Source organism: Pseudomonas sp. TMW22090, from assembly GCF_022496665.1.
In the GTDB taxonomy this organism is placed as follows: domain Bacteria; phylum Pseudomonadota; class Gammaproteobacteria; order Pseudomonadales; family Pseudomonadaceae; genus Aquipseudomonas; species Aquipseudomonas gregormendelii.
Genome location: NZ_SCFH01000001.1, coordinates 722,216 through 741,516, shown reverse-complemented (window position 1 = coordinate 741,516; position 19,301 = coordinate 722,216). Strand labels below are relative to the sequence as shown.

At 58.5% G+C, this 19,301-nt stretch carries 15 protein-coding genes and 2 pseudogenes; 5 read left to right on the top strand and 12 right to left on the bottom strand.

The window, feature by feature from the left end:
• Positions 1–101 precede the first annotated feature (101 nt).
• From EQV97_RS03455 to EQV97_RS03440, 4 genes and pseudogenes are all read right to left on the bottom strand, one after another.
• Positions 102–967, bottom strand: a pseudogene (locus tag EQV97_RS03455) (patatin-like phospholipase family protein).
• 229 nt (positions 968–1,196) lie between these two features.
• Positions 1,197–1,484 carry an AbrB/MazE/SpoVT family DNA-binding domain-containing protein gene (locus EQV97_RS03450; RefSeq protein ID WP_240888402.1) on the bottom strand — a complete coding sequence of 96 codons (288 nt, stop codon included), beginning with the start codon at positions 1,482–1,484 and terminating at the stop codon, positions 1,197–1,199.
• A 62-nt stretch (positions 1,485–1,546) separates the two neighbouring features.
• A complete protein-coding gene (locus tag EQV97_RS03445) occupies positions 1,547–1,828 on the bottom strand; it encodes a hypothetical protein (protein ID WP_240888401.1) in 282 nt (93 codons plus the stop codon).
• A gap of 191 nt (positions 1,829–2,019) precedes the next feature.
• The gene (locus EQV97_RS03440; RefSeq protein ID WP_240888400.1) at positions 2,020–2,985 is read right to left on the bottom strand and encodes an endonuclease; all 966 of its coding nucleotides are present in this window, start codon (positions 2,983–2,985) and stop codon (positions 2,020–2,022) included.
• Positions 2,986–3,657: 672 nt separating this feature from the next.
• Between EQV97_RS03440 and EQV97_RS03435 the strand changes: the two genes are divergently transcribed.
• Entirely contained in the window at positions 3,658–4,764 is a 1,107-nt protein-coding gene (locus EQV97_RS03435) for an aromatic ring-hydroxylating dioxygenase subunit alpha (RefSeq protein ID WP_240888399.1), read from the top strand.
• Between the two features lie 214 nt (positions 4,765–4,978).
• Here EQV97_RS03435 and EQV97_RS03430 read toward each other — a convergent pair.
• The 5 genes and pseudogenes from EQV97_RS03430 to EQV97_RS03410 form a co-directional block, all read right to left on the bottom strand.
• Positions 4,979–5,759: pseudogene (locus EQV97_RS03430) on the bottom strand (NYN domain-containing protein).
• A gap of 824 nt (positions 5,760–6,583) precedes the next feature.
• The gene (locus EQV97_RS03425; RefSeq protein ID WP_240888398.1) at positions 6,584–7,702 is read right to left on the bottom strand and encodes an agmatine deiminase family protein; all 1,119 of its coding nucleotides are present in this window, start codon (positions 7,700–7,702) and stop codon (positions 6,584–6,586) included.
• Between the two features lie 23 nt (positions 7,703–7,725).
• Entirely contained in the window at positions 7,726–8,823 is a 1,098-nt protein-coding gene (locus EQV97_RS03420; protein ID WP_240888397.1) for an extracellular solute-binding protein, read from the bottom strand.
• Position 8,824: 1 nt separating this feature from the next.
• Entirely contained in the window at positions 8,825–9,733 is a 909-nt protein-coding gene (aguB, locus tag EQV97_RS03415; protein WP_240888396.1) for an N-carbamoylputrescine amidase, read from the bottom strand.
• 4 nt (positions 9,734–9,737) lie between these two features.
• Positions 9,738–10,790, bottom strand: a complete 1,053-nt coding sequence (locus EQV97_RS03410) for an agmatine deiminase family protein (protein WP_240888395.1) — start codon at positions 10,788–10,790, stop codon at positions 9,738–9,740.
• A gap of 134 nt (positions 10,791–10,924) precedes the next feature.
• On the opposite strand from EQV97_RS03410, the gene EQV97_RS03405 reads away from it, so the two are divergent.
• Positions 10,925–11,806, top strand: a complete 882-nt coding sequence (locus tag EQV97_RS03405) for a LysR substrate-binding domain-containing protein (RefSeq protein ID WP_122840440.1) — start codon at positions 10,925–10,927, stop codon at positions 11,804–11,806.
• On the opposite strand, the gene EQV97_RS03400 is transcribed toward EQV97_RS03405, so the two are convergent.
• Positions 11,784–12,995, bottom strand: a complete 1,212-nt coding sequence (locus tag EQV97_RS03400) for a type II toxin-antitoxin system HipA family toxin (protein ID WP_240888394.1) — start codon at positions 12,993–12,995, stop codon at positions 11,784–11,786. The two genes, EQV97_RS03405 and EQV97_RS03400, sit on opposite strands and share 23 nt — an antisense overlap.
• A complete protein-coding gene (locus EQV97_RS03395) occupies positions 12,995–13,339 on the bottom strand; it encodes a helix-turn-helix domain-containing protein (protein ID WP_240888393.1) in 345 nt (114 codons plus the stop codon). Before EQV97_RS03395 ends, EQV97_RS03400 begins: the two co-directional genes overlap by 1 nt.
• Before the next feature lie 315 nt (positions 13,340–13,654).
• Here EQV97_RS03395 and EQV97_RS03390 point away from each other — a divergent pair, with 315 nt between their 5' ends.
• Together EQV97_RS03390 and EQV97_RS03385 are read left to right on the top strand one after the other, a co-directional pair.
• Positions 13,655–14,308: an MliC family protein gene (locus EQV97_RS03390; protein WP_240888392.1), complete on the top strand. Its 654-nt coding sequence runs from the start codon at positions 13,655–13,657 to the stop codon at positions 14,306–14,308.
• A 40-nt stretch (positions 14,309–14,348) separates the two neighbouring features.
• Positions 14,349–16,736 (top strand): DUF3772 domain-containing protein, encoded by a 2,388-nt coding sequence (locus tag EQV97_RS03385; RefSeq protein ID WP_240888391.1) that lies wholly within the window; start codon positions 14,349–14,351, stop codon positions 16,734–16,736.
• A 72-nt stretch (positions 16,737–16,808) separates the two neighbouring features.
• Here EQV97_RS03385 and EQV97_RS03380 read toward each other — a convergent pair whose 3' ends face one another.
• Positions 16,809–17,732: a helix-turn-helix domain-containing protein gene (locus EQV97_RS03380; RefSeq protein ID WP_225570407.1), complete on the bottom strand. Its 924-nt coding sequence runs from the start codon at positions 17,730–17,732 to the stop codon at positions 16,809–16,811.
• A 162-nt stretch (positions 17,733–17,894) separates the two neighbouring features.
• On the opposite strand from EQV97_RS03380, the gene EQV97_RS03375 reads away from it, so the two are divergent.
• Positions 17,895–19,253 (top strand): glutamine synthetase family protein, encoded by a 1,359-nt coding sequence (locus tag EQV97_RS03375; RefSeq protein WP_122840688.1) that lies wholly within the window; start codon positions 17,895–17,897, stop codon positions 19,251–19,253.
• Positions 19,254–19,301: the final 48 nt, after the last annotated feature.

The window sequence follows — 19,301 nt, the reverse complement described above, 5'->3', positions numbered from 1 at the left end:
ATAGAAGTGCATATGAAGTCCTTCTGAACGAACATCAGTGGTACGGCCTGCCCATCCGAAGTGACCCTGGCTATTAAGCGCAGCTCGAATAGAGCCTTCACTCAATGCTCATGGGCATGTGAATGGATGGTCAGGGCACCAGGTACCTTGGTGCGTTCGAGCCCCCCATGTTCCAGCCACCGGAGGGTCTGCTCATATGCGCGCTGCAGCAAAGACTCGGTCTGGTCAAAGTTGAACACCGAGACATCCACAGGGCACAAGGGCGGGACGATGTGCAGGCTGGTGAGAGTGCGGAAGTGTTCGATATCACTCACCAACTGGCGCATGCTCATCAGGTTGACAGTATGGAGGGCTAAGGCGATCAGGCCTCGGGGCGGTTGTGGTAGGGCGCAACTCATTCCTGTAGGAACCACCACTACGTTGGTGGCGCCCAGGGCTACGGCGGTTGAAATAGGTGTATTGCTTGCCACGCCACCGTCAATCAGGAACTGATCGGCAATTTTTACGCAGGGGAACACCAGCGGGTGGCCGCGCTGGCAAGCAACGCCTGTCGGAGTTCGCCACTGGACAGAACGGTCTCGGCACCGCTCAGCAAGTCGGTGGTGACGATGTGCAGGGGTAACGTCGCATCCTCAATGCGGTGGATAGGTAGAGCTTGTCCTAGCAGTCTGTTCAAAGCCGCCGGCTGCAACAGAAACCCACGTCCTTTGATCAGTCCTCTACAGGTATCGAGCCAGGACAATGGAAAGATGTCCGTTTTACGAAGACCACGCCAAAAACCGGCTAGCGCCTCGACACCTTCCAAATCGGGCCGTGCGGCAAAGTAGGCACCATTGATGGCGCCCACCGAAGCGCCCACCACCAAGTCGAATCGAACATTAGCCTCGACCAAGGCCCGCAACATGCCTACCTGGACAGCACCCAAGCTACCACCGCCAGCGAATACGATTGCGGTCTTGGTCGCCATGCTCGAAGTCTCGGTGCAGAAAGGTATCGAATGAGTGTAGCTGGTCGGGCGGCGTTACTTCCGGGTGCTCACCCCATGATCGAGACTGCGCAAGCCCGGAGTTCCGGACGAATCCAGACTGGTTCCTTCCGAGTCCTCGAAGAGGCGCGGTGAGTCCTAGTCCAAATTGGATCTAATCGGTCGACTGGAGAGGGGAGTGTTCGTTTAAGTTTTGTCACGTGCTTCAACCTTACGAATTCATCGCAAGCCCTCGATTTGATTTGGAGGAGCGACCTAACTTGTCCTCGGCGGTGCCGCGCTGTTCGTTATTCCAGCCATCAGTCAGCTCATCTATCCGATCCGCAATCTGAGGCGTTTTTGATAGGATGAGGCAGCGCGTGTTGCCGACAAACTCTTCTATCAGGTACACAGCGTCGCCGACATCCAGCTCGAGCTCCTGCAGCGCCTCATCGGGAATTCGGATGGCACCGTCACCATCCCATTCTTCGATGATGATTTTCATGGGGGGCTTTTTCACATTTGATCTCCGTTGCTATGAGTAGGCAAGCCGTTCCCGCATTTAGATTCGCGGTGGCTCGTTTACAGATCCGGATAATCATCAAGCTTAAGGCTAGGAGCGCCTGCGTCCTCCGGCTCGCGCTTAGGCGTATGTATCACTCCAGCTTCGGCGTCAGAACGCATCTGCTCGAGCTCTTTGTGAAATGCCTTGTCCTGAACCGTGGGCTTGCTGGTGTAAGGTTTTCGGTCAGGTACAGGCTGGGCCGCATAGGTCGTTACCGCGTCTGGGTCGTGCTGCAGCTTTTCTTGGACTTGCGACTCCAGCAGTGCACGGAGCGCGTCTTTGTCGGGACGGTTAAGCAATTTTCTACTCCTCGTTCACAGCAAGCGATTGGCTTATTGGATGGTGAAAGATGTGGCGTCCAAGCCTTAGCTGGAACGGCCTGCGGTGAATGACTTTATCAAGTATGAAAATCGCAAAAACAGGACGCATGTATGAGTCTGATGTTAGGTGCCGGCCTCGGTTTCGCAAGGCCGGGTTCAATGAGAAACAACTATTTGCAGTTACCTGCCTTTCGATATCCCGCCGCCTGTGCATCAGATTCTGAGGTGAAGGAGATCTGATTTTTCTCGGACACCTGACCATAACTAGGGCACCCCACTGAGAGGTGATACACCTGGCTCTTCCGGTTACCGATGATCACACCTATCCCGGTCGCGCTCGCGAGGGTTGGCTGGGCTGCTACTGGCGGAGAATTAACAGGAATCGCGCTAACGACCCCATCACCAACTGCCTTGTACCCTTGTGACCATCGACGCTCGCCAGTTACGAATGGATTCGAGTGCCCCATGATTGCTGCAATGCGGCGATCTCGCTCTTTCTCCCAGGACGAAACCGGGTACTGCTTGTCCCAGGCCATCAGCAACTGTTGCTGCTGACGAGACATGCTCAGCTTGTATCTGTCGAACATGTAAAACGTTGTCCTGGCAACTAGGCCCTTAACCTCGTCACGCGGTTCCGCAGCACGTTGATCGAAATCAACTCGCGTCTTGCACTGGCCATACTGCGGCGAGACCCCGGACGCCATTCCATAGTTGAAATTGCTACGGTCGCCATTTACCTCACCTACAGATGGGTAGAGGTTAAAAAGGTCTGCTTCCATCGCGCGGAATACCGGATCATCGTCCACGCAATGCTCTCGACCACCGTTCTGCCAGCATTGACGTTGGTTGCCGAATGTCCAGGCTGGAACTATGTGCTCCCACTCCGTACGTTCTGATCGAGTCTCTTGCTTCCTCGCCTTAAGGCCACATGACTCAGCATCGATACGACCTCCCGATTTACCAACCCACGTCCATTTGCAGCCGCAATACAACTCGCCCATGGCGCTGTTCGCCTGGTCGAGGTAGATCTTTTGCTTGGCGATGATCTTGGCGTCGGAAAAGGTCGCTGGAGGGCTTGAGAAGGCGGGCGTGATTACTGAGAGGGTTAGAGCTACTACGGAAAGCAGTTTTTTCATTGGAAAGCTTAAGCAATTGAGAAGAAGCGCAGTATACGCGTTACTCCGTGGCCACCGATTGAGAGGGCAATGTAGAAGTCGCAGGTTCGGGCCAGCGGGCCTAGATTAGATGTAGGTTTTTCAGATGGAGGTAAGTGCTGTCACCGATCAAGGAATAACAACCGGGGGCCCAGATCCCACAGAATATTTGGATGACCGCCGGTCTTCCTTCACGCGGTACCAGACTTCATGACCTAGCTGGGTCTTCGAAGTCAGAACCTATCATTCCGTCGAGCTCAAGCTTGCTGCTCAGGCTGTCTTTGACAGAGATGAACATGTGATTGGTCAATAGCGCTTCCTCGGTACTCCCATCCTTCCATAACCAGAGCGCCCGGAGGTCTGTTGGGAGTGTGATGCCAGTTTGTATAGAGCTTCGTATCATGACGACAGGGTCGTTTTTCACCTTTTCTTTCACTAAAGATTCCAGCAGCGCAGGTAGGCTCAAATAAGCATCGGACCAATTGAGTCATCCAACCTGATAGCGCTCTCGCTACCAAACGGTGCCAAACGCCGAGGCCTAGTTGGAATGGGGAATTGCTTTCCATGTGGTATCTGAAGTGAACGCCCCTCGACGGAACGGCTCAAACTCTCCGAAGCTTTAAATCCACTTTCGGTTTAACTGGTCGCCCGGCAATGCTCAAAAATATCTGGTACGTCGTTCTTCCGTCATCGCAGCTGACGAGCTGGCTGGTGTCGGTTCGATTGCTTGGACAACCGTTCGTAGCGTTCCGTGACAACGCTGGGATGGCGCACCTGCTTTCTGACGTTTGCGTGCATCGTGGAGGCTCGCTATCCGCTGGCAGCAAGGTGGGAGACAGCGTGCAATGCCCATATCACGGTTGGCGGTTTGGAGCAGATGGAATCTGCACGCTTATACCTGCCCAGCCAAACCTGCGAATTCCAGCTAAGGCCCGAGTGGACGCATATCCAACATTAGAGCGTTACGGTTGGATTTGGGCCTTTTTGGGTGACCTCCCTGAGCCGGAACGTCCCCCTCTACCAAATCTGGATTGGGTCGATAATCCAGCCGTCCGAGTGGTAACTGGTCATTTTGATTGGGAGGCAAGTTGGGATCGGATTATCGAGAATGGCCTCGACTTCGCACATGCTCCATTTGTACATGGCTCTACCTTCGGCGATCCGGATCATCCCGAAATTGAATCGTTCAATGTAGAAGCTGATTCCTGGAGCGGTAGTGCAAAGATGCTCATGCGCAGGCCAGTGCGCAAAGGCTTGCTCAGGCGCAAATCATCAACTGAGTTTGTCAGTGTGGCCACTGTGCCTGGATTTCATTTGTCTGGCCCGTGTACAACTCTGGAGCTCGAACTGCCGAGTGGCTGGAACATCTACATCGTCTCGGCGCACGTCCCAATCGAAGCTAACCGCACTAGAACCTGGTGGATGATGGGTAGAACCTTTCTTCGATCTCGACTGCTGGATCAAAGGTTTGTTGCCAGCAATATCCGCATTTTCGAACAAGACCATGACGTACTCAAAAATGTGCGTCCGGAGCGAGTGCCAGACTCATGGCAGCAGGAGGTTTCGTTGAAGTCTGATGCGCTTCAGATTTCTTTCCGGAAACGGGTGAAGGAACTGGAGCAGGGAGGGTGGCGCATCGATGAAGAATGTCTCGCTCGAGAATTCACGGGACGTAAGGCATGCGCTATACCAAGCCCCGAGCGTCGTAATTTTGATTCCTGGGCGATAGAGCCAATTCCGGTCGTAGACATCACAGACTGATACGAATGACGCAGCGTTCGGCATTCGTTCACTCCCAGGCGATCGGTTTACCCCCTGCATCACCTACTTGCAGGGTAAAAACAGGAGGCTTCGACAGGGGGGAGGGTGGGGCAGTGTGCGGGGTTTAAAGTAAGGGCAAGCCTTTCCCCAAAGTGACTCATTCCATTCTCAAACCTCATACATGCCGGCTCCGGGTATCTTTTCTGGAAAACGGCTATTTGCCCTGTTGCTTGTGTCTTGCATACATCGCGGCAGTGCCACCTGGGGTATCTCGTGCCTGCAGCTCGAAAGCGTGCGGGTACCCTTTGATCAGATCGCTCAGCTTTTTGTAGCCATGAGTGCGAGGGTCAAACTCTGGGCGTAGCTTCGTGATGTTCGCGCCTAACGCGCCTAGATGTGCCCATCCATCCTCATCTGCAATGTCGTCAAGGATTTTGGTAATAAATCCCACGGGGACCTTTGGCTTTTTCGGCGGTTCTATCACTGCAGGTTTGGCGGTGTACGCGCTGGTGGTCGGGTCAGGCAAAGGCTCTTCGTTAGCGGGCGTCAAGGCATCCTCACGGAGCAGTTCGATGTAGACAAACTTGTCGCAGGCAGCCACAAACGGCCGTGGAGTTTTCTCCTCGCCAAAGCCGTAAACAGTGAGGCCTTCTTCGCGTAACCGAGATGCCAGCCGAGTAAAGTCACTGTCACTTGAAACCAGGCAAAACCCATCAAAGCGCCGGGTGTACAGCAAGTCCATCGCGTCGATGATCAACGAGCTGTCAGTGGCGTTCTTACCTTTGGTGTAGGCGAACTGTTGGGGAGTGATCCAGCAGGACTTTCTTCCAGCCGCCGAGCTGCGGGCCCGTCCAGTCACCATAGATGCGTTTGACGCTGGCGACGCCGTACTTGACTATTTCTTCAAACAGGCCTTCAACGATCGCTGCTGGAGCGTTGTCAGCGTCGATCAGGACAGCGAGATGCTTTTGGTTGCTGGAGCTTTGGTTGGCCATAAGTCGTCCCTGAATTAAAGGTGCCACCATACATTGACAGACTGGCTTCCTGAAGCAATACCTTATTTAACATAATATACATTATGCGTAACGTTGGATTGCGCAGTTAGCCCGGTTGGCCGTGGATTTCGAGGTGGCCTCTTCTCAAATAGTGGTCATTTTATCGTCGGGCTCTTGAGACCGGTTCGGCTGCTTGAGATCTGCTTTGCTTGTGATGATCTTGAAGATGATTGCACAACTGCGCTTGCGCTTCGTTGTCCTCGACCTCGACTTGGTTTAGTCGGCGCTGCATTTCCCAGTTTGAAAACCTTTTGCTTGGTGGTTCAGTTGGTGCGGTATTTCAAAATCAAAGTCAAAAGATCGCAGCCTTCGGCAGCTCCTACGGTGTTTTACGGTGTTTGCATGGTCATGATGGGAATTGGTTTTTTGCCGCGGCTGGCTGTTGTCGAGATTTGAGCTCGCAGTGTTGACCCGATTTGAAGGACGCGATCCATTGCCTGCTTAAGAGCCAGCGTTATGGTCTGTCAGCCAACTGGCACTGATGTTGACTCCTGAAAACGCGTGTTCCCTTGAGGAGCCGGTGAGCTTGTTGGCCTGGGTTTATAGTGCCTGAAGCGCTAAAACCATAAGTTGGCAAGCAATCCTCCACAAATCCGTAGTACAGCCCAGCATTTCGAGTGCGCACTCGCTCTGGTTATCATTTAGATTGAAAAAGATCTGCTCTATTAGGTAGTTAGAAGTTGGTAGAATTTAACTATACTAAATGTCTCTTTAGTTGAATTAGATTTTACCGTGCCCTGGATCACCCCGATCTCTCGCTTTTTTCACACCGCCGGCTGATGGCTGGTCACGCAGTGAATCCCTCCACCGCCCGCTGCAATCGCGTCAATGTTCAGCATCACCGTCTCCCTGTCCGGATAAAGCCCGGACAGCAGTTCCAGTGCCTTCGCATCTGCCTCCCGATCGCCGAACTCAGGCGCGATGACCGCCCCATTGACCACAAAGTAGTTGATGTATCCAGCCGCGAAGTCCGGATTCTTTCGGTTGAATTGGCTCTTTCGTGGCTTGAGTGGCGGCGACAGTGTGTGCACCTGCAAAGGCCGGCCATCGGCGTCTGTGGCCTTCTTGAGGATCTCCAGGTGTGCCAGGGTCACTGCCCGGTCGTAGGATTTGGGGTCGTTGTCGAGGTTGGCGATTACCACGCCCGGCTTGACGAAACGTGCGTAGAAATCCACGTGGGCATCGGTAATGTCTTTGCCTTTGATGCCCGGTAGCCAGATGATTTTGCGTAAACCCAGGCGTTCTTTGAGCGCTTGTTCGACCTCGGCTTTGTTCCTGCCCGGGTTGCGGTTGCTGTTGATCCAGCTGCTCTCGGTCATGATCCCGGTGCCGTGGCCGTCCACTTCGATGGCACCGCCCTCTCCCACCAGTTCACTGCGCAGGTAGACCGCTTTGGTGGTTTTGGCGACGACTGCAGCCAGCTCGGCATCTTTGGCATGCTGTTGTTTGTTACCCCAGCCGTTGAAATTGAAGTCCACGGCGCCGAGATTGCCATGGCCATCAATGACGAAGTTGGCGCCGATGTCGCGCATCCAGATATCGTCGAGTTCGGTGGTGACGAACCTGATGTTGCGGGTGCCGCAGTGTTGTTCGGCGAGGTTGCGTTCGCTCGGGCGGCAGAACACGGTGACGGGTTCATAGCGCGCTATGGTGCGAGCGATCAGGCCGACGGCGGCGTGCACGTGGGGAGTGAAGTCTTCCCAAATGGAGGCTTGGGCGCCGAAGGCAATGAACGCTTGTGCGTGGCGGTCGCTTTCTTCGGGCATACGCCAGAGGCTGTCGGTTGCCGCTTGCGCCGGCGGCGGGCGCAAACTCATGCAGGCGGCGGCGCCCAGGCCGACGACTATGGCTGTCTGTTTGATGAAGTTTCGCCGCGTCGGCATGGTGGATTCTCCTGGCGCAGTGCTCATTTGGCGGTCGCCGTCTTGAATTTGGTCCAGGTGCGCATCCGCGCCCGCATGTCGGCCTGGGGAATGTCTTTGCCTGGAATCAGGCGTGCGTAGGTGGCTTCATCGAGGTAGATGTCGGGGTTATTGCGCATCGTCGCATCCACGCTCGCGCGGGCCTTGGCGTTGGAGGTCGGGTAGCCGGTGAAGTTGCTGATGGCCGCCATGTGCTCGGGCTGCATCACGAAGTTGATGAACGCGTAGGCGTACTCCGGGTGTTTGGCGTCGACCGGAATGGCCATGGTGTCCATCCATACGGTGGTGCCTTCGCGCGGGATGCGGTACTCGAATCGGGTGCTTTTGCCGGCGCCGTCCGAGGTGCGTTGGGCCTGGGTCATGTCGCCGCTGTAGCCCAATGACACACACAGGTTGCCGTTCACCAGATCGGTCACGGGTTGCGACTGGAATTTGCGAATGTAGGGTCGCACTTTCATCAGCAGCGCACTGGCGGCGGCGAGGTCGTCGGGTTTGGCGCTGCGCGGGTTGCGGCCCAGGTAGTTGAGGACGACGGCCAGTACTTCGTCCGGTGAGTCGATGATCGAGATACCACAGTCGGCAAATTTCGCTGCCAGTTCCGGCTTGAACAACATGTCCAGGCTGTTGACCGGAGCATCAGGAACGCGTTGCCTGACCTGTTCATCATTGTAGGTCAAGCCGATGGTGCCCCAGGTGTAAGGAACGGTGGCCTGGCTTGAGGTTTCATACTGCGTGCGCAGCTTCTGCAGGCCGGGCTCTATGTCCCCCAGGGCGCTGAGTTTCGAGCGGTCCAGCGGGAGCAGGCTGCCGGCGCGCATCAGGCGTTCGGCGACGGTGTCTCCGGGAAAGATCAGGTCGTAGCCACTGCCGCCGGCGAGCATCTTGGCTTCCAGGGTTTCGCTGCCGTCCATGACGTCGTAGATCACCTTGATCCCGGTTTCGGCGGTGAAGCGGCTCAGCGTGTCTTCGGCGAAATAATCGGACCAGTTGTACAGCCTCAGGGTTTTTTCATCGGCATGCAGCGGTGCTGAGGCGATTGCCAGGCCCAGCGCGCCCAGCAACAGTGTGTGGGGAATGCGCATATCAGACTCCTCCGGTGTTCCAGCGTGCATGAAGACTACGGCCGTCCTGAGTCAGGAGCGCCCCGTACATTTCCGGGCGACGGTCGCGGTAGATACCCCAGCTCAAGCGCTCTTCACGCATCGCGCCGAGATCGAGCCGCTGGACCAGCACGCCGGCACTGTCGCGGTCAGCCTCAACCAGCAGTTTGCCCTTGTGGTCACAAATGAAGGACGAACCGTAGAAGGTCATTTGCAGGGATGGATCGGTAGTCGCCACTTCCTTGCCGACGCGGTTGGCGGCGACCACCGGCAGCAGGTTTGCGGCCGCGTGGCCACGCATGGTCATCTGCCAGTGATCGCGAGAATCCAGGGCCGCGCAACCGGGTTCTGAGCCGATCGCCGTCGGGTATAGCAAGACTTCGGCGCCCATCAGTGCCAGGCAGCGGGCAGTCTCGGGAAACCACTGGTCCCAGCAGATGCCAACGCCGATGCGCCCAAATGCCGTGTCCCAGACCTGGAAACCGGTGTCACCAGGGCTGAAGTATTCCTTCTCCTGATAGCCGATGGCGTTGGGGATATGGGTTTTGCGATACACCCCGCGCAAGCGCCCATCGGCGTCGGCCACGGTCAGGGAATTGAAGCAGGCATTACCGGCCCGCTCGAACCAGCTCAGCGGCAGCACCACCCCCAGCTCCCTGGCCAGCGCGGCGAAGCGTTTGAGCAGGTGACTGGCCTCAAACGCTTCGGCCAGTGCCAGGTGTTTATGGTTTTGCTCGATGCAGAAATACGGCGTGGCAAACAGTTCCTGCAGCAGGATCACCTGGGCGCCCTTCGCTGCTGCTTCACGTACCAGGCGTTCGGCTTGATCGAGGTTGCCCGGCAAATCCCAGGTGCAGGGCATCTGCGTGGTAGCGATGGTTAATAGTGTCATGGCATCACCCCTGCACTGGCCAGGCCGGTTGCTGCTGGGTGATGCAATGCACCCCGCCACCGCCGTGGGCCAGGTTGTTGATGCGCACCGGTACTACCTCGCGACCAGGGAACGCCTGCGCCAATACGGCGGCCGCTGCGTTATCGGCGTCGATGCCATAGGCCGGCATGATGATCGCGTTATTGGCGATATAGAAGTTGGTGTACGAGGCACAGAACACTTCAGCTTCGGTGTCCACTGCATCCGTGGCTTCGTACAGCTCGATCAGCTCGAAACTGCGTCCATTGGCATCGGTGGCCAGCTCCAGTGCACGGCGGTTTTCCCGGGCGACCTCGGCGTACTGCGAGCCGGTGTCGTGGGTCGCATCGACCAGCAGCACGCCAGGACGGGCGAAGGCACAGACACCGTCTACGTGGCCGTCCGTCATGTCGCCGGTCACATGGTCCGGGTCGCCCGGTAGCCAGATGGTTTTTTTCACCCCCAGCAGTCGTGTGAAGATTTCTTCGATGTCGGCCTTGGTCAGTCCCGGATTGCGATTGGGGTTGAGCAGTACTGACTCGGTGGTGATCAGCGTGCCCTCGCCGTCGACATGGATCGCCCCGCCTTCGTTACTCAGCGCCGTGCCGAAGCATTGCACGCCCAGCTGCTCAAGTGCCCGGCGTGCCAGGGTTTCGTCGAGGTCGTGGGCCGACTTGCCGCCCCAAGCGTTGAACCGCCAACTGACACCGGCCAGGCCCTGTTGGGGGTGACAGACGAACGTCGGGCCGGAGTCGCGGCACCAGCTGTCGTTGACTGCCAGTTCAATCAGTTCGACATTGGGGCCGCAGAGTGCCCTGGCACTGACAACGGCAGACGGGTCCACCACCATTTTGACCGGTTCGAAGCGCGCAATGGCGTTGGCCACCCGGGCGAAATCGATTTGCACCAACGGCAAGGTGACGCCCCAGCTCGACTCCCACAGCGCCTGATTGTGCGGCCAGACCATCCAGGTCGCGGCATGCCTGACCCACTCCGCCGGCATCTGCCAACCACTGTTCTGACGATCATCATGCTGCATGTTATAAACCCCTTGGTTAGTCATTGTGTTCAATGAAAATCGCAATCGCGGTATTGGCATGCATGCTAAGGCCGTGATCATGGGCTAACAAACGATGGATTTTGTGGAAAAGTGATTAGAGGAGCTTATCAATCATGCTCAAGCACTGGCCCCCGTTGGGCACCCTTCGCGGCTTTGAAGCGGCCGCCCGCCTGGGCAGTTTTCACAAGGCTGCCGATGAGCTGCACCTTACCCAGTCGGCGATCAGTCAGCAGATCCGCACGTTGGAGGCTTATCTGGAACAGCCGCTGTTTTTCCGCAGTGGCCGCAGTGTCAGCCTGACCGATGCCGGTCATGACTTGCTCAGCACCACCCAGGCATTACTGCAACAACTGGCTGTCGGCATTCGCCGCCTGGGGCAATATCAGAAACCCAATCAACTGGTGCTCAACACCACGCCGACCTTTGCCCGGCACTGGCTGCTGCCGCGCCTGGGGGATTTTCGGCGCCGGCATCCAGAGGTCGACCTGTGGATTTTCAGCACCGATGAAGTGCCGGACATGACCACCCAGACCATCGACCTCGCCGTGCGAGATGACATCAGTTCGCAGGCTGAATGCAGTTTCAAGGTGCTGCACGCCGATCGCCTGTATCCGGCGTGTCATCCGCACGTGCTGGAGGTGGCGCCCGAGCAGCGCACTACCCTGCACGGCGAGCGGGAAATGGACTGGAGCCATTGGGCCGTGGAGGCTGGAATTGACGTCGGCCAGCGGGATCAGGGGCTGAATTTTTCCGATCCTGGACTGTTGCTGGACGCCGCCTGTGCAGGGCTTGGCATTGCGCTGGTCAGTCAGTTGCTGAGCCAGACAGCGCGCGATGGCGGGTTGTTGGCGCCTTTGGTGGAGGACACCATTCGGGGGCCGAACTGGGCGTTATTGACCCATCGGGACAGCGAAAACAATCCGTTGGCGCGCAGTTTTGTGCAATGGTTGCAGGCCAATTTGCAGGCGCCGGCTACCGCATCCGCTCGGTGCTGACCGCTGCCCGGGACATGGCCAGTTCTTCGCCATGCAGGCAGGTGGCGTAGTAGTCCTTGAGCGGTTCTTCCCAGCCAATGACTTCGTCCAGCAGGTGCTCGGCGTGGTCGCGGGTCAGGGCGAAGTGCGCGTGGTGGCTGAGCAGGTTGACGCGGCTGACCCTGGTGCCGTCGCGGCCCACCGCCATGGACAAAGTCTGGGCAGGCCCCTCATCGATAATCGGCAATACGTCGTACATCGGTGACAGACGCCATTGCCCGCCAAGCCAGATGATCGAATGGTTGCGCGGATGATCGTCGCTGTTGCCTACCAGAGCGTTGTAGCACATGCGTTTGAACAGCTCCTGCAGATCGCCGTCGGGCACGCCGCGCCGGCGCATTTCATCAGCCACCGAGGCATAGCGCCAGTCACGGTGGTACTGCTCGTTCCATTCGGAATCAAGCAAGGTCAGTGCGCTGAGCATCGGGATGCGTCGGGCGCCGTCGGCCAGCGGGGTGCGGTCGAAACGCTCGACCAGCAGCGTCGACGGTGATTCGGCGTGCAGTGCGGTGTTGGCCACGTTCAGCCCTTTCGACGCGGCAAAGGTCATGCAGGCGTATTCGATTGCAGGGAAATCATAGAGGTCAAAACGGTCGCGGGGCTTGGCCAGGATCAGCATTCCGCTGTCCTGCAAGGTGCGCTTGGGTCGTGCACCGCCCAGGGACGAGCGCTGCTGGCGGATGTTGAGCATGGCGATCGACTGCTCATCGAGCTGGCCGTCATACACCGCTTCGCAGGCCTCGATAAACTTCCCCAGCCCTTTGAGCGTAGGCACCGGCCCTTCCCCCAATCCGGGCGCGGGCACAGTCGCAGTGCCGGCCAGGAGGTTGCCGACCCGGTCGTTGTTCGGCGACTTAAGCAGGAAATCAATAGGCGCCAGCACCTGCCCGAATGCACGCTGCAGCAGGCGCTCGCCCCAGCCGTCCGGCATTGCGTCATTGACGAAGCCGGGGATGCCGCGGTTTTTGCTGATGCCGGTATAGGCTTCGGTACGCAAGGGATAGTTGATCGGATCAGGCACCCAGCCACCGCGTTCGACGTAGTCGGGGGCATAAATGAACTCGCCGAATTTACCCTGCAGCGTCACCCGGCCCAGGGTCAGCAGTTCACCGGTGTCCGGGTGCTCCATGTAGATATAGGCACGGGACATCAGAAATCCTCCGCCTTGGTTTTCGGCAGGCGCACGCGCTTGTTGGCGATGCTCTGGTAGGCATCCGCGTCAGTGACATAGCGGGCAACCTGCGACGTGGTTTCGACCCCTTCCAGTGAGGCAAAGACCGTCTCGTTGATCCCCAGGCGCCACAGCACCAACATGAATGAGCGCAGGTCAACTGACTCCGAGCCATTTTCGATCTTGCGCAGGATGTGCTCGGAGATGCCCAGTGCCGATTTGAGATCAGATTGACGCAGACCCAGAGCCAGTCGCCGGGATTTGACCAGCAGGCCTATCCTGCCGAGGGTATCGCTGCAGGAAACCGGAAAAAAGTCGTTCATAGTATGCACCAGTCGCAGCTTTAATCTTAATAAGGCAAACCATAACATGCCTTATAAAAGATAACCATGTTTGTAACGTGCACACCAGTGCGTATTAAATAGTTTAATGCTCGCCTGCGTAAACATTAATAGGCTTGCCGATGATGCTTTCCCGGCGGCCCTCGCAGTCTGTGTCTACTATGAAAGTCTGTGCGACCTGACTTTCGATCACAGAACGAGAATCCCGATGACCAGGAGGATTCCAGGCATCGTCCCGAAGGCTGGAACGCCTCGCTGTCCGTGGTGCTGCCAATCTCCGATTAAACTGGATCGATCATGAAAACGCTCACGGTTATCTGCACCTGTCTGCTCACCGCCAGCGCGGTGACGAGCCTGTGCGCCAGCGCTGCCACCCCTGCCCCGCTGTTTAAAACCAGCTTCGATTGCGCCAGCGCGAGTGCACCGGTGGAAAAGCTGATCTGTCGCGACGCGCAACTGGCGCGGATGGACCGGGAACTGGACCGTCTCTACCGCCTGGCGCTCACGGACGAATGCTCGGTTCCGCGGCCGGGAAAAGTCATCACCGACCAGCAAATATGGATGCTGACGCGCAATCAATGTTTCACCGAAGCCGATCCGAAGGCGTGTACGGTGAGCCGCTATGCCGAACGCGCCCATCAGTTGCGCCAGGGCTCGGCCATCGTCAGGACCAAGGACCCGGACCGTCTCACCGAAGGCCCGCTGGCGATTCGATGTGCGGGGCTTAATGCGCTGATCGCCGCCACCTGGTTCAACGCCGACCCCGGCGTGGTTTACCTGCGCTGGGCCAACTCGTCCATCACCCTGAGCCAGGAACCTGCGGGGACGGGGCAGCGCTACAGCGGCAAGGACACCACGGGTTACTACAGTTTTTCGCAAACCGGTGATGATGTGCTATTCCAGAAGCCGGGCTCCGGGACACTGCGCTGCCAAATGGAGCCGACGGGGTGATGCACATCTACTTCAGAAAGTCAGCGGGCGGGACGCGTGTATGGGTGATGCATTGAAGTGGCTGGTATTGAGCGTGATCATGCTGTTTCAAGCCGGCACCGCAGTGCTTTGGGCCGCCGAGGCGCCGAGCCCGATCTCCGCAGTGACAGGAGCGCCCTCTTTTACGGTGTCCCAGAGCGAGTTACAGGACTTGCAGGTCCGCCTGGATCGCATCAAGCAGCAAGTCTCCCAGGCCAACAACCTGAGCCTGATGGTCGGCCTGCAGGATTCGGTGCAGTTGTATATCAACGACATCGACAGCCTGCAGTCGGCGCTGCTGCCGGAGCAGAAGCAGTTGCAGGCGCAACTGGACGTGCTGGGGCCGGTGTCCCCGGTAGAAATCGGCGCAGAGAAGTCGGAAATCGCCACGCAACGCGCTGACCTGTCCGAGCAAAAGCGTCGGGTCGACGCCAGCCTCACCACGCTGGCTGCGCTAAGAGGCAGCGCCGCCGGGCTCATCCCGCAGATCGCCGGCATTCGCCGCAGCCTTCTGGAAAGCGAGGTCACCCTGCGCAGTGGCAGCATCCTGGGGCCGCAGTTCTGGGCGCCGCTGTTCAGCCCGCGCGAGGACGATCGCCAACGTTTAAGGGAGTTCATCGAGCAGGCCCAAGACGCCGTTGCAGTCGCCTGGCAACCGGGCAAGCGTCTGGTTACCGTGCTGCTGGTGGTGCTGGCACTGGCAATCTGGACCTCGGGCCGCAGCGTGGCTGATCGCGGACTGACCTGGCTGTGTATTCATCGCATGCCTGAAGGACGTTTGCGTCGCAGTTCGCTTGCCCTGGCTTCGGTGATCGCCACGGTCCTCGCTACTGCGCTGGCGATGCAGTTGCTGTTCTACGCACTGACCCGCCAGCTGCCACTGACGCCAATGCTGCAGAATTTCGCCGACGAGTTTGAAAAGCTGATTTACCTGTGCGTGATGATTACCGGGTTGAGCCGCGCGCTGTTGTCGACCGCGCATCCGTCGTGGCGTCTGCCGACCATCTCCGACTCCGTGGCCCATGCCCTCGAACCCTTTCCGCGCATAGTGGCCTGCACCCTGCTGGTGCTGGTGGGGCTGGCGCAAATCAGCAATGTCAGCGGCATGAGCGCCTCGGCCATATTGCTGGGCCGCGGAGTGGTTGCCCTGGTCGTCACCGTGCTGTTCGCGATGTTGTTCCGCCGCGCCAACAAAGCCCGCAGGGCAGTAGCGGTGGCCGGCGATGCACCGGAGGCCAGTACCACGCTGGCCGGGCTGATCTATTCCGCTGCCACTGTGGCCATGATCATTTCGCTGTTCGCCCTGCTGATCGGTTACGTGTCCCTGGCACGCTTCATCACCTATGAGCTGGTCTGGGGCTTCCTCATCCTCTGCGGTTTCTACCTGCTCATCCAGCTGCTCAAGGACAGCTGTGAATACCTGTTCTCCGCCAAGAGCCCGAGCGGCAAGGCGCTCAAACAATTGCTCGGCATCGGTGACACTCGCCTCGAGCAGATTTCCATCGTGCTGTCCGGTGTGGGCCGCGCCGCGTTGCTGTTACTGGCGATCATTTCCATGTTCGTCGGTGGCGTCGGCGTCACGCTGGGGCAATTGTTCAGCCAAGTGGTGGCCATCCTCGGTGGCGACGGCTTGCGCAAACTCAATGTGGTTCCGGCTCATTTGCTCAACGCGGTGCTGGCGCTGCTGATCGGCATCTACCTGATCCGCTCGCTGCGCCGCTGGCTGGATAACGAGTTCCTACCCAAGACCAATATGGATCCGGGCATGTGCGCGTCGCTCAGCACGCTATTTGCCAACATCGGCTACGCGCTGGTGATTCTGCTGACGCTGTCGTCGCTGGGTATCCAGTGGACCAACCTGGCGTGGATCGTCAGCGCCCTGTCGGTGGGCATCGGTTTTGGTTTGCAGGAGATCGTGAAGAACTTCGTTTCCGGCCTGATCCTGCTGACCGAACGCCCGGTAAAGGTAGGCGACCTGATCAGCATCAGCGGAGTCGAAGGCGATATTCGCCGGATCAACGTGCGGGCCACGGAAATTCAGCTCAGCGACCGCTCCATCGTCATCGTCCCCAACTCGCAGCTGATCTCGCAGAACCTGCGCAATGTGACCCTGGGCGGCAGCGCGCAGGGGGTGGCCAGCCTGGAGCTGACCTTTCCGCTGGACATTGACCCCGAGCAAGTCAAGAACCTGCTGTACGACACCTACTGCGAGCACGAAACCATTCTCGACAAGCCTGCGCCGATGGTGCGCTTCAGCAAGCTCAGCCCCGAGGGCATCACGCTGACCGTCACAGGCTACGTCAGCAGCCCGAGGATCGTCGGCGCTACCAAGAGTGATCTGTTGTTCGAGATACTGAAGCGGTTAGGCGCGGCGGGAATCGCGTTGGCCACACCTGCGCCGACAGTCTGATCGGAATAAAGATACGCCTGCGAAAAACAGCGGGAGCGAGCGCCCTCGCCACAGGCGTTGGCAGACACAGGATCATCCAGTTACGCGGTGGTTACGGCCACTTCGCTTGAGCGTCTCGCTCGGCAATTCCTTGAACAACGCACGGTAGCTGCTGGAAAACCGCCCCAGATGCCAGAACGACCACTTCATCGCGACCTCGGCCACGGTGGTGTCCATGGGGCTGCGCCCGAGCAGTTCGCGGTGCGCACTGTTCAGTCGGCGCAAGCGCAGCCAGTGGGTGGGCGTCATGCCGGTGTAGGCCTTGAACGCGTGCTGGACCTGGCGCAACGACACCCCGGCAACCTGGGCAAGTTGCAGCAGGTTGAGGGTTTCCTCAGGCGAGTCCGCTGCCCACTCACCAATGCGCTTCATCACCGCCCGTTCCTCAGTGCGGCGCTGCAGGCCACCGTGATCCAGGCACACGCTGGCATTGTCGAGCAGATAGAGGCAGTCCTCGAGCAACTGTTGGGTCAGGGCTTCCCTGCTGGGTGGATCGATTGTCTGTGTCAGCTGGGTCAAGGTGCTGCTGAGCCAGCGACTGAACAAGGCGTTCTGCCCTGAATTCAACGGCGCCAGGAACAGCCCCTCGAGCCTGGCAACGTCCAGGCCATGGCGTCGCACGAAGTCCGGACCGAACACCACGGCGATTTCCTGGTAGTTCTCCGGGGTGATCCAGATGTTGCGGCTCTCGCCATTGAGCACATACAACGCGTTGTCACTGCGATCGAAACAGAACGCCAGCGCCCCCTGGGGCGCACTGAAATTCTGCTCGACCCGGGTGTTCATCTGCTCTTCGTAAATCTCCACGCCCTGCAGGTCCAGGTAACGCACGCGCCCGGCGAAATGCCCCGGTGACATCTGCTGGTATTGCTGCACCCACCCGGGCGTGGCACGGATCTGTTCGGCCACATCTTCGGTGTTGAACGCTTGGACTTGTAACGGGCTGGACGCTGTCATGGGTGAACCTTACGCACTCGTTTGGTGCGTTTTGGTGCTGCTGAAAGTGGATAGATGGATCTGCAAGGCTCGCCCAAGATAGTCGTCAACGCGTCCCAGGGGAAGGGTGTGGTGGATGAAACCGCCCTCCCCGGCGTTAATAAAACCAATAACGAGGTCTGTATGAATGTCCCTTTCGATCAGCTGTTCACGTGGCTGAAAGATCACAAGATTACCGAAGTCGAGTGCGTCGTCAGCGATCTGACCGGCATTGCACGCGGCAAGATTGCACCCACCAACAAGTTCCTGCATGAGCGAGGCATGCGCCTGCCGGAAAGTGTGCTGTTGCAAACGGTGACCGGGGACTTTGTCGACGACGACATCTACTACGACCTGCTCGACCCGGCCGATATCGACATGGTCTGCAAGCCCGACGCCGACGCGGTGTACGTGGTGCCGTGGGCAATCGAGCCGACTGCCATCGTCATCCATGACACGTTCGACAAGTTCGGCAACCCCATCGAACTGTCACCGCGCAACGTCCTGAAAAAAGTCCTGCGGTTGTACACCGACAAAGGCTGGAGGCCGATTGTTGCGCCGGAAATGGAGTTCTACCTGACCCAGCGCTGCGAAGACCCGGACTTGCCCCTCAAGGCACCACTGGGCCGTTCCGGACGTGCGGAAAGTGGCCGGCAGTCTTTTTCCATCGACGCCGCCAACGAATTCGACCCGCTGTTCGAAGACGTCTACGACTGGTGTGAACTGCAAGGCCTGGACCTGGACACACTGATCCACGAAGACGGCCCGGCGCAGATGGAGATCAACTTCCGTCACGGCGACGCGCTGGACCTGGCCGACCAGATCACCGTATTCAAGCGCACGCTGCGCGAAGCGGCGCTCAAGCACAACGTGGCGGCAACCTTCATGGCCAAGCCCATCGGCGATGAGCCCGGCAGCGCCATGCACATTCACCAGAGCGTGGTGGACATCAGCACCGGCCAGCCGATTTTCGTCGACGCCGACGGCAAGATGAGCGAGCTGTTTTTAAACCACATTGGCGGCCTGCAGAAGTACATCCCCAAGGTGCTGCCGATGTTCGCGCCCAACGTCAACTCGTTCCGCCGCTTCCTGCCGGACACCTCGGCACCGGTGAACGTCGAATGGGGCGAGGAGAACCGTACCGTCGGCCTGCGGGTGCCGACCTCGAGCCCCGAGGCGATGCGCGTGGAGAACCGCCTGCCCGGCGCAGATGCCAACCCCTACCTGGCGATTGCCGCGAGCCTGTTGTGTGGTTACCTGGGCATGATCGAAGGCGTGCAGCCAAGCGCGGCGGTAGAGGGGCGCGCCTATGAGCGACGCAACCTGCGCCTGCCGATCACCATCGAGGACGCCCTGACGCAAATGGAAGAGTGCCAGACCATCGAAAAGGTCCTGGGCAGCAAATTCGTGCGCGGGTATGTCGCGGTAAAGCGTGCCGAACACGAGAACTTCAAGCGGGTGATCAGTTCGTGGGAGCGTGAATTTCTGTTGTTCAGCGTTTAGGTATCAGGCGTCTGCGAAGGGCCCATCGCGAGCAGGCTCGCTCCCACA

Coding starts and splice junctions, on each gene's coding strand:
- EQV97_RS03440 (WP_240888400.1), bottom strand. CDS start 2,985: ATGAAAAAACTGCTTTCCGTAGTAGCTCTAACCCTCTCAGTAATCACG.
- EQV97_RS03435 (WP_240888399.1), top strand. CDS start 3,658: ATGCTCAAAAATATCTGGTACGTCGTTCTTCCGTCATCGCAGCTGACG.
- EQV97_RS03425 (WP_240888398.1), bottom strand. CDS start 7,702: ATGCCGACGCGGCGAAACTTCATCAAACAGACAGCCATAGTCGTCGGC.
- EQV97_RS03420 (WP_240888397.1), bottom strand. CDS start 8,823: ATGCGCATTCCCCACACACTGTTGCTGGGCGCGCTGGGCCTGGCAATC.
- aguB (WP_240888396.1), bottom strand. CDS start 9,733: ATGACACTATTAACCATCGCTACCACGCAGATGCCCTGCACCTGGGAT.
- EQV97_RS03410 (WP_240888395.1), bottom strand. CDS start 10,790: ATGCAGCATGATGATCGTCAGAACAGTGGTTGGCAGATGCCGGCGGAG.
- EQV97_RS03405 (WP_122840440.1), top strand. CDS start 10,925: ATGCTCAAGCACTGGCCCCCGTTGGGCACCCTTCGCGGCTTTGAAGCG.
- EQV97_RS03400 (WP_240888394.1), bottom strand. CDS start 12,995: ATGTCCCGTGCCTATATCTACATGGAGCACCCGGACACCGGTGAACTG.
- EQV97_RS03395 (WP_240888393.1), bottom strand. CDS start 13,339: ATGAACGACTTTTTTCCGGTTTCCTGCAGCGATACCCTCGGCAGGATA.
- EQV97_RS03390 (WP_240888392.1), top strand. CDS start 13,655: ATGAAAACGCTCACGGTTATCTGCACCTGTCTGCTCACCGCCAGCGCG.
- EQV97_RS03385 (WP_240888391.1), top strand. CDS start 14,349: ATGGGTGATGCATTGAAGTGGCTGGTATTGAGCGTGATCATGCTGTTT.
- EQV97_RS03380 (WP_225570407.1), bottom strand. CDS start 17,732: ATGACAGCGTCCAGCCCGTTACAAGTCCAAGCGTTCAACACCGAAGAT.
- EQV97_RS03375 (WP_122840688.1), top strand. CDS start 17,895: ATGAATGTCCCTTTCGATCAGCTGTTCACGTGGCTGAAAGATCACAAG.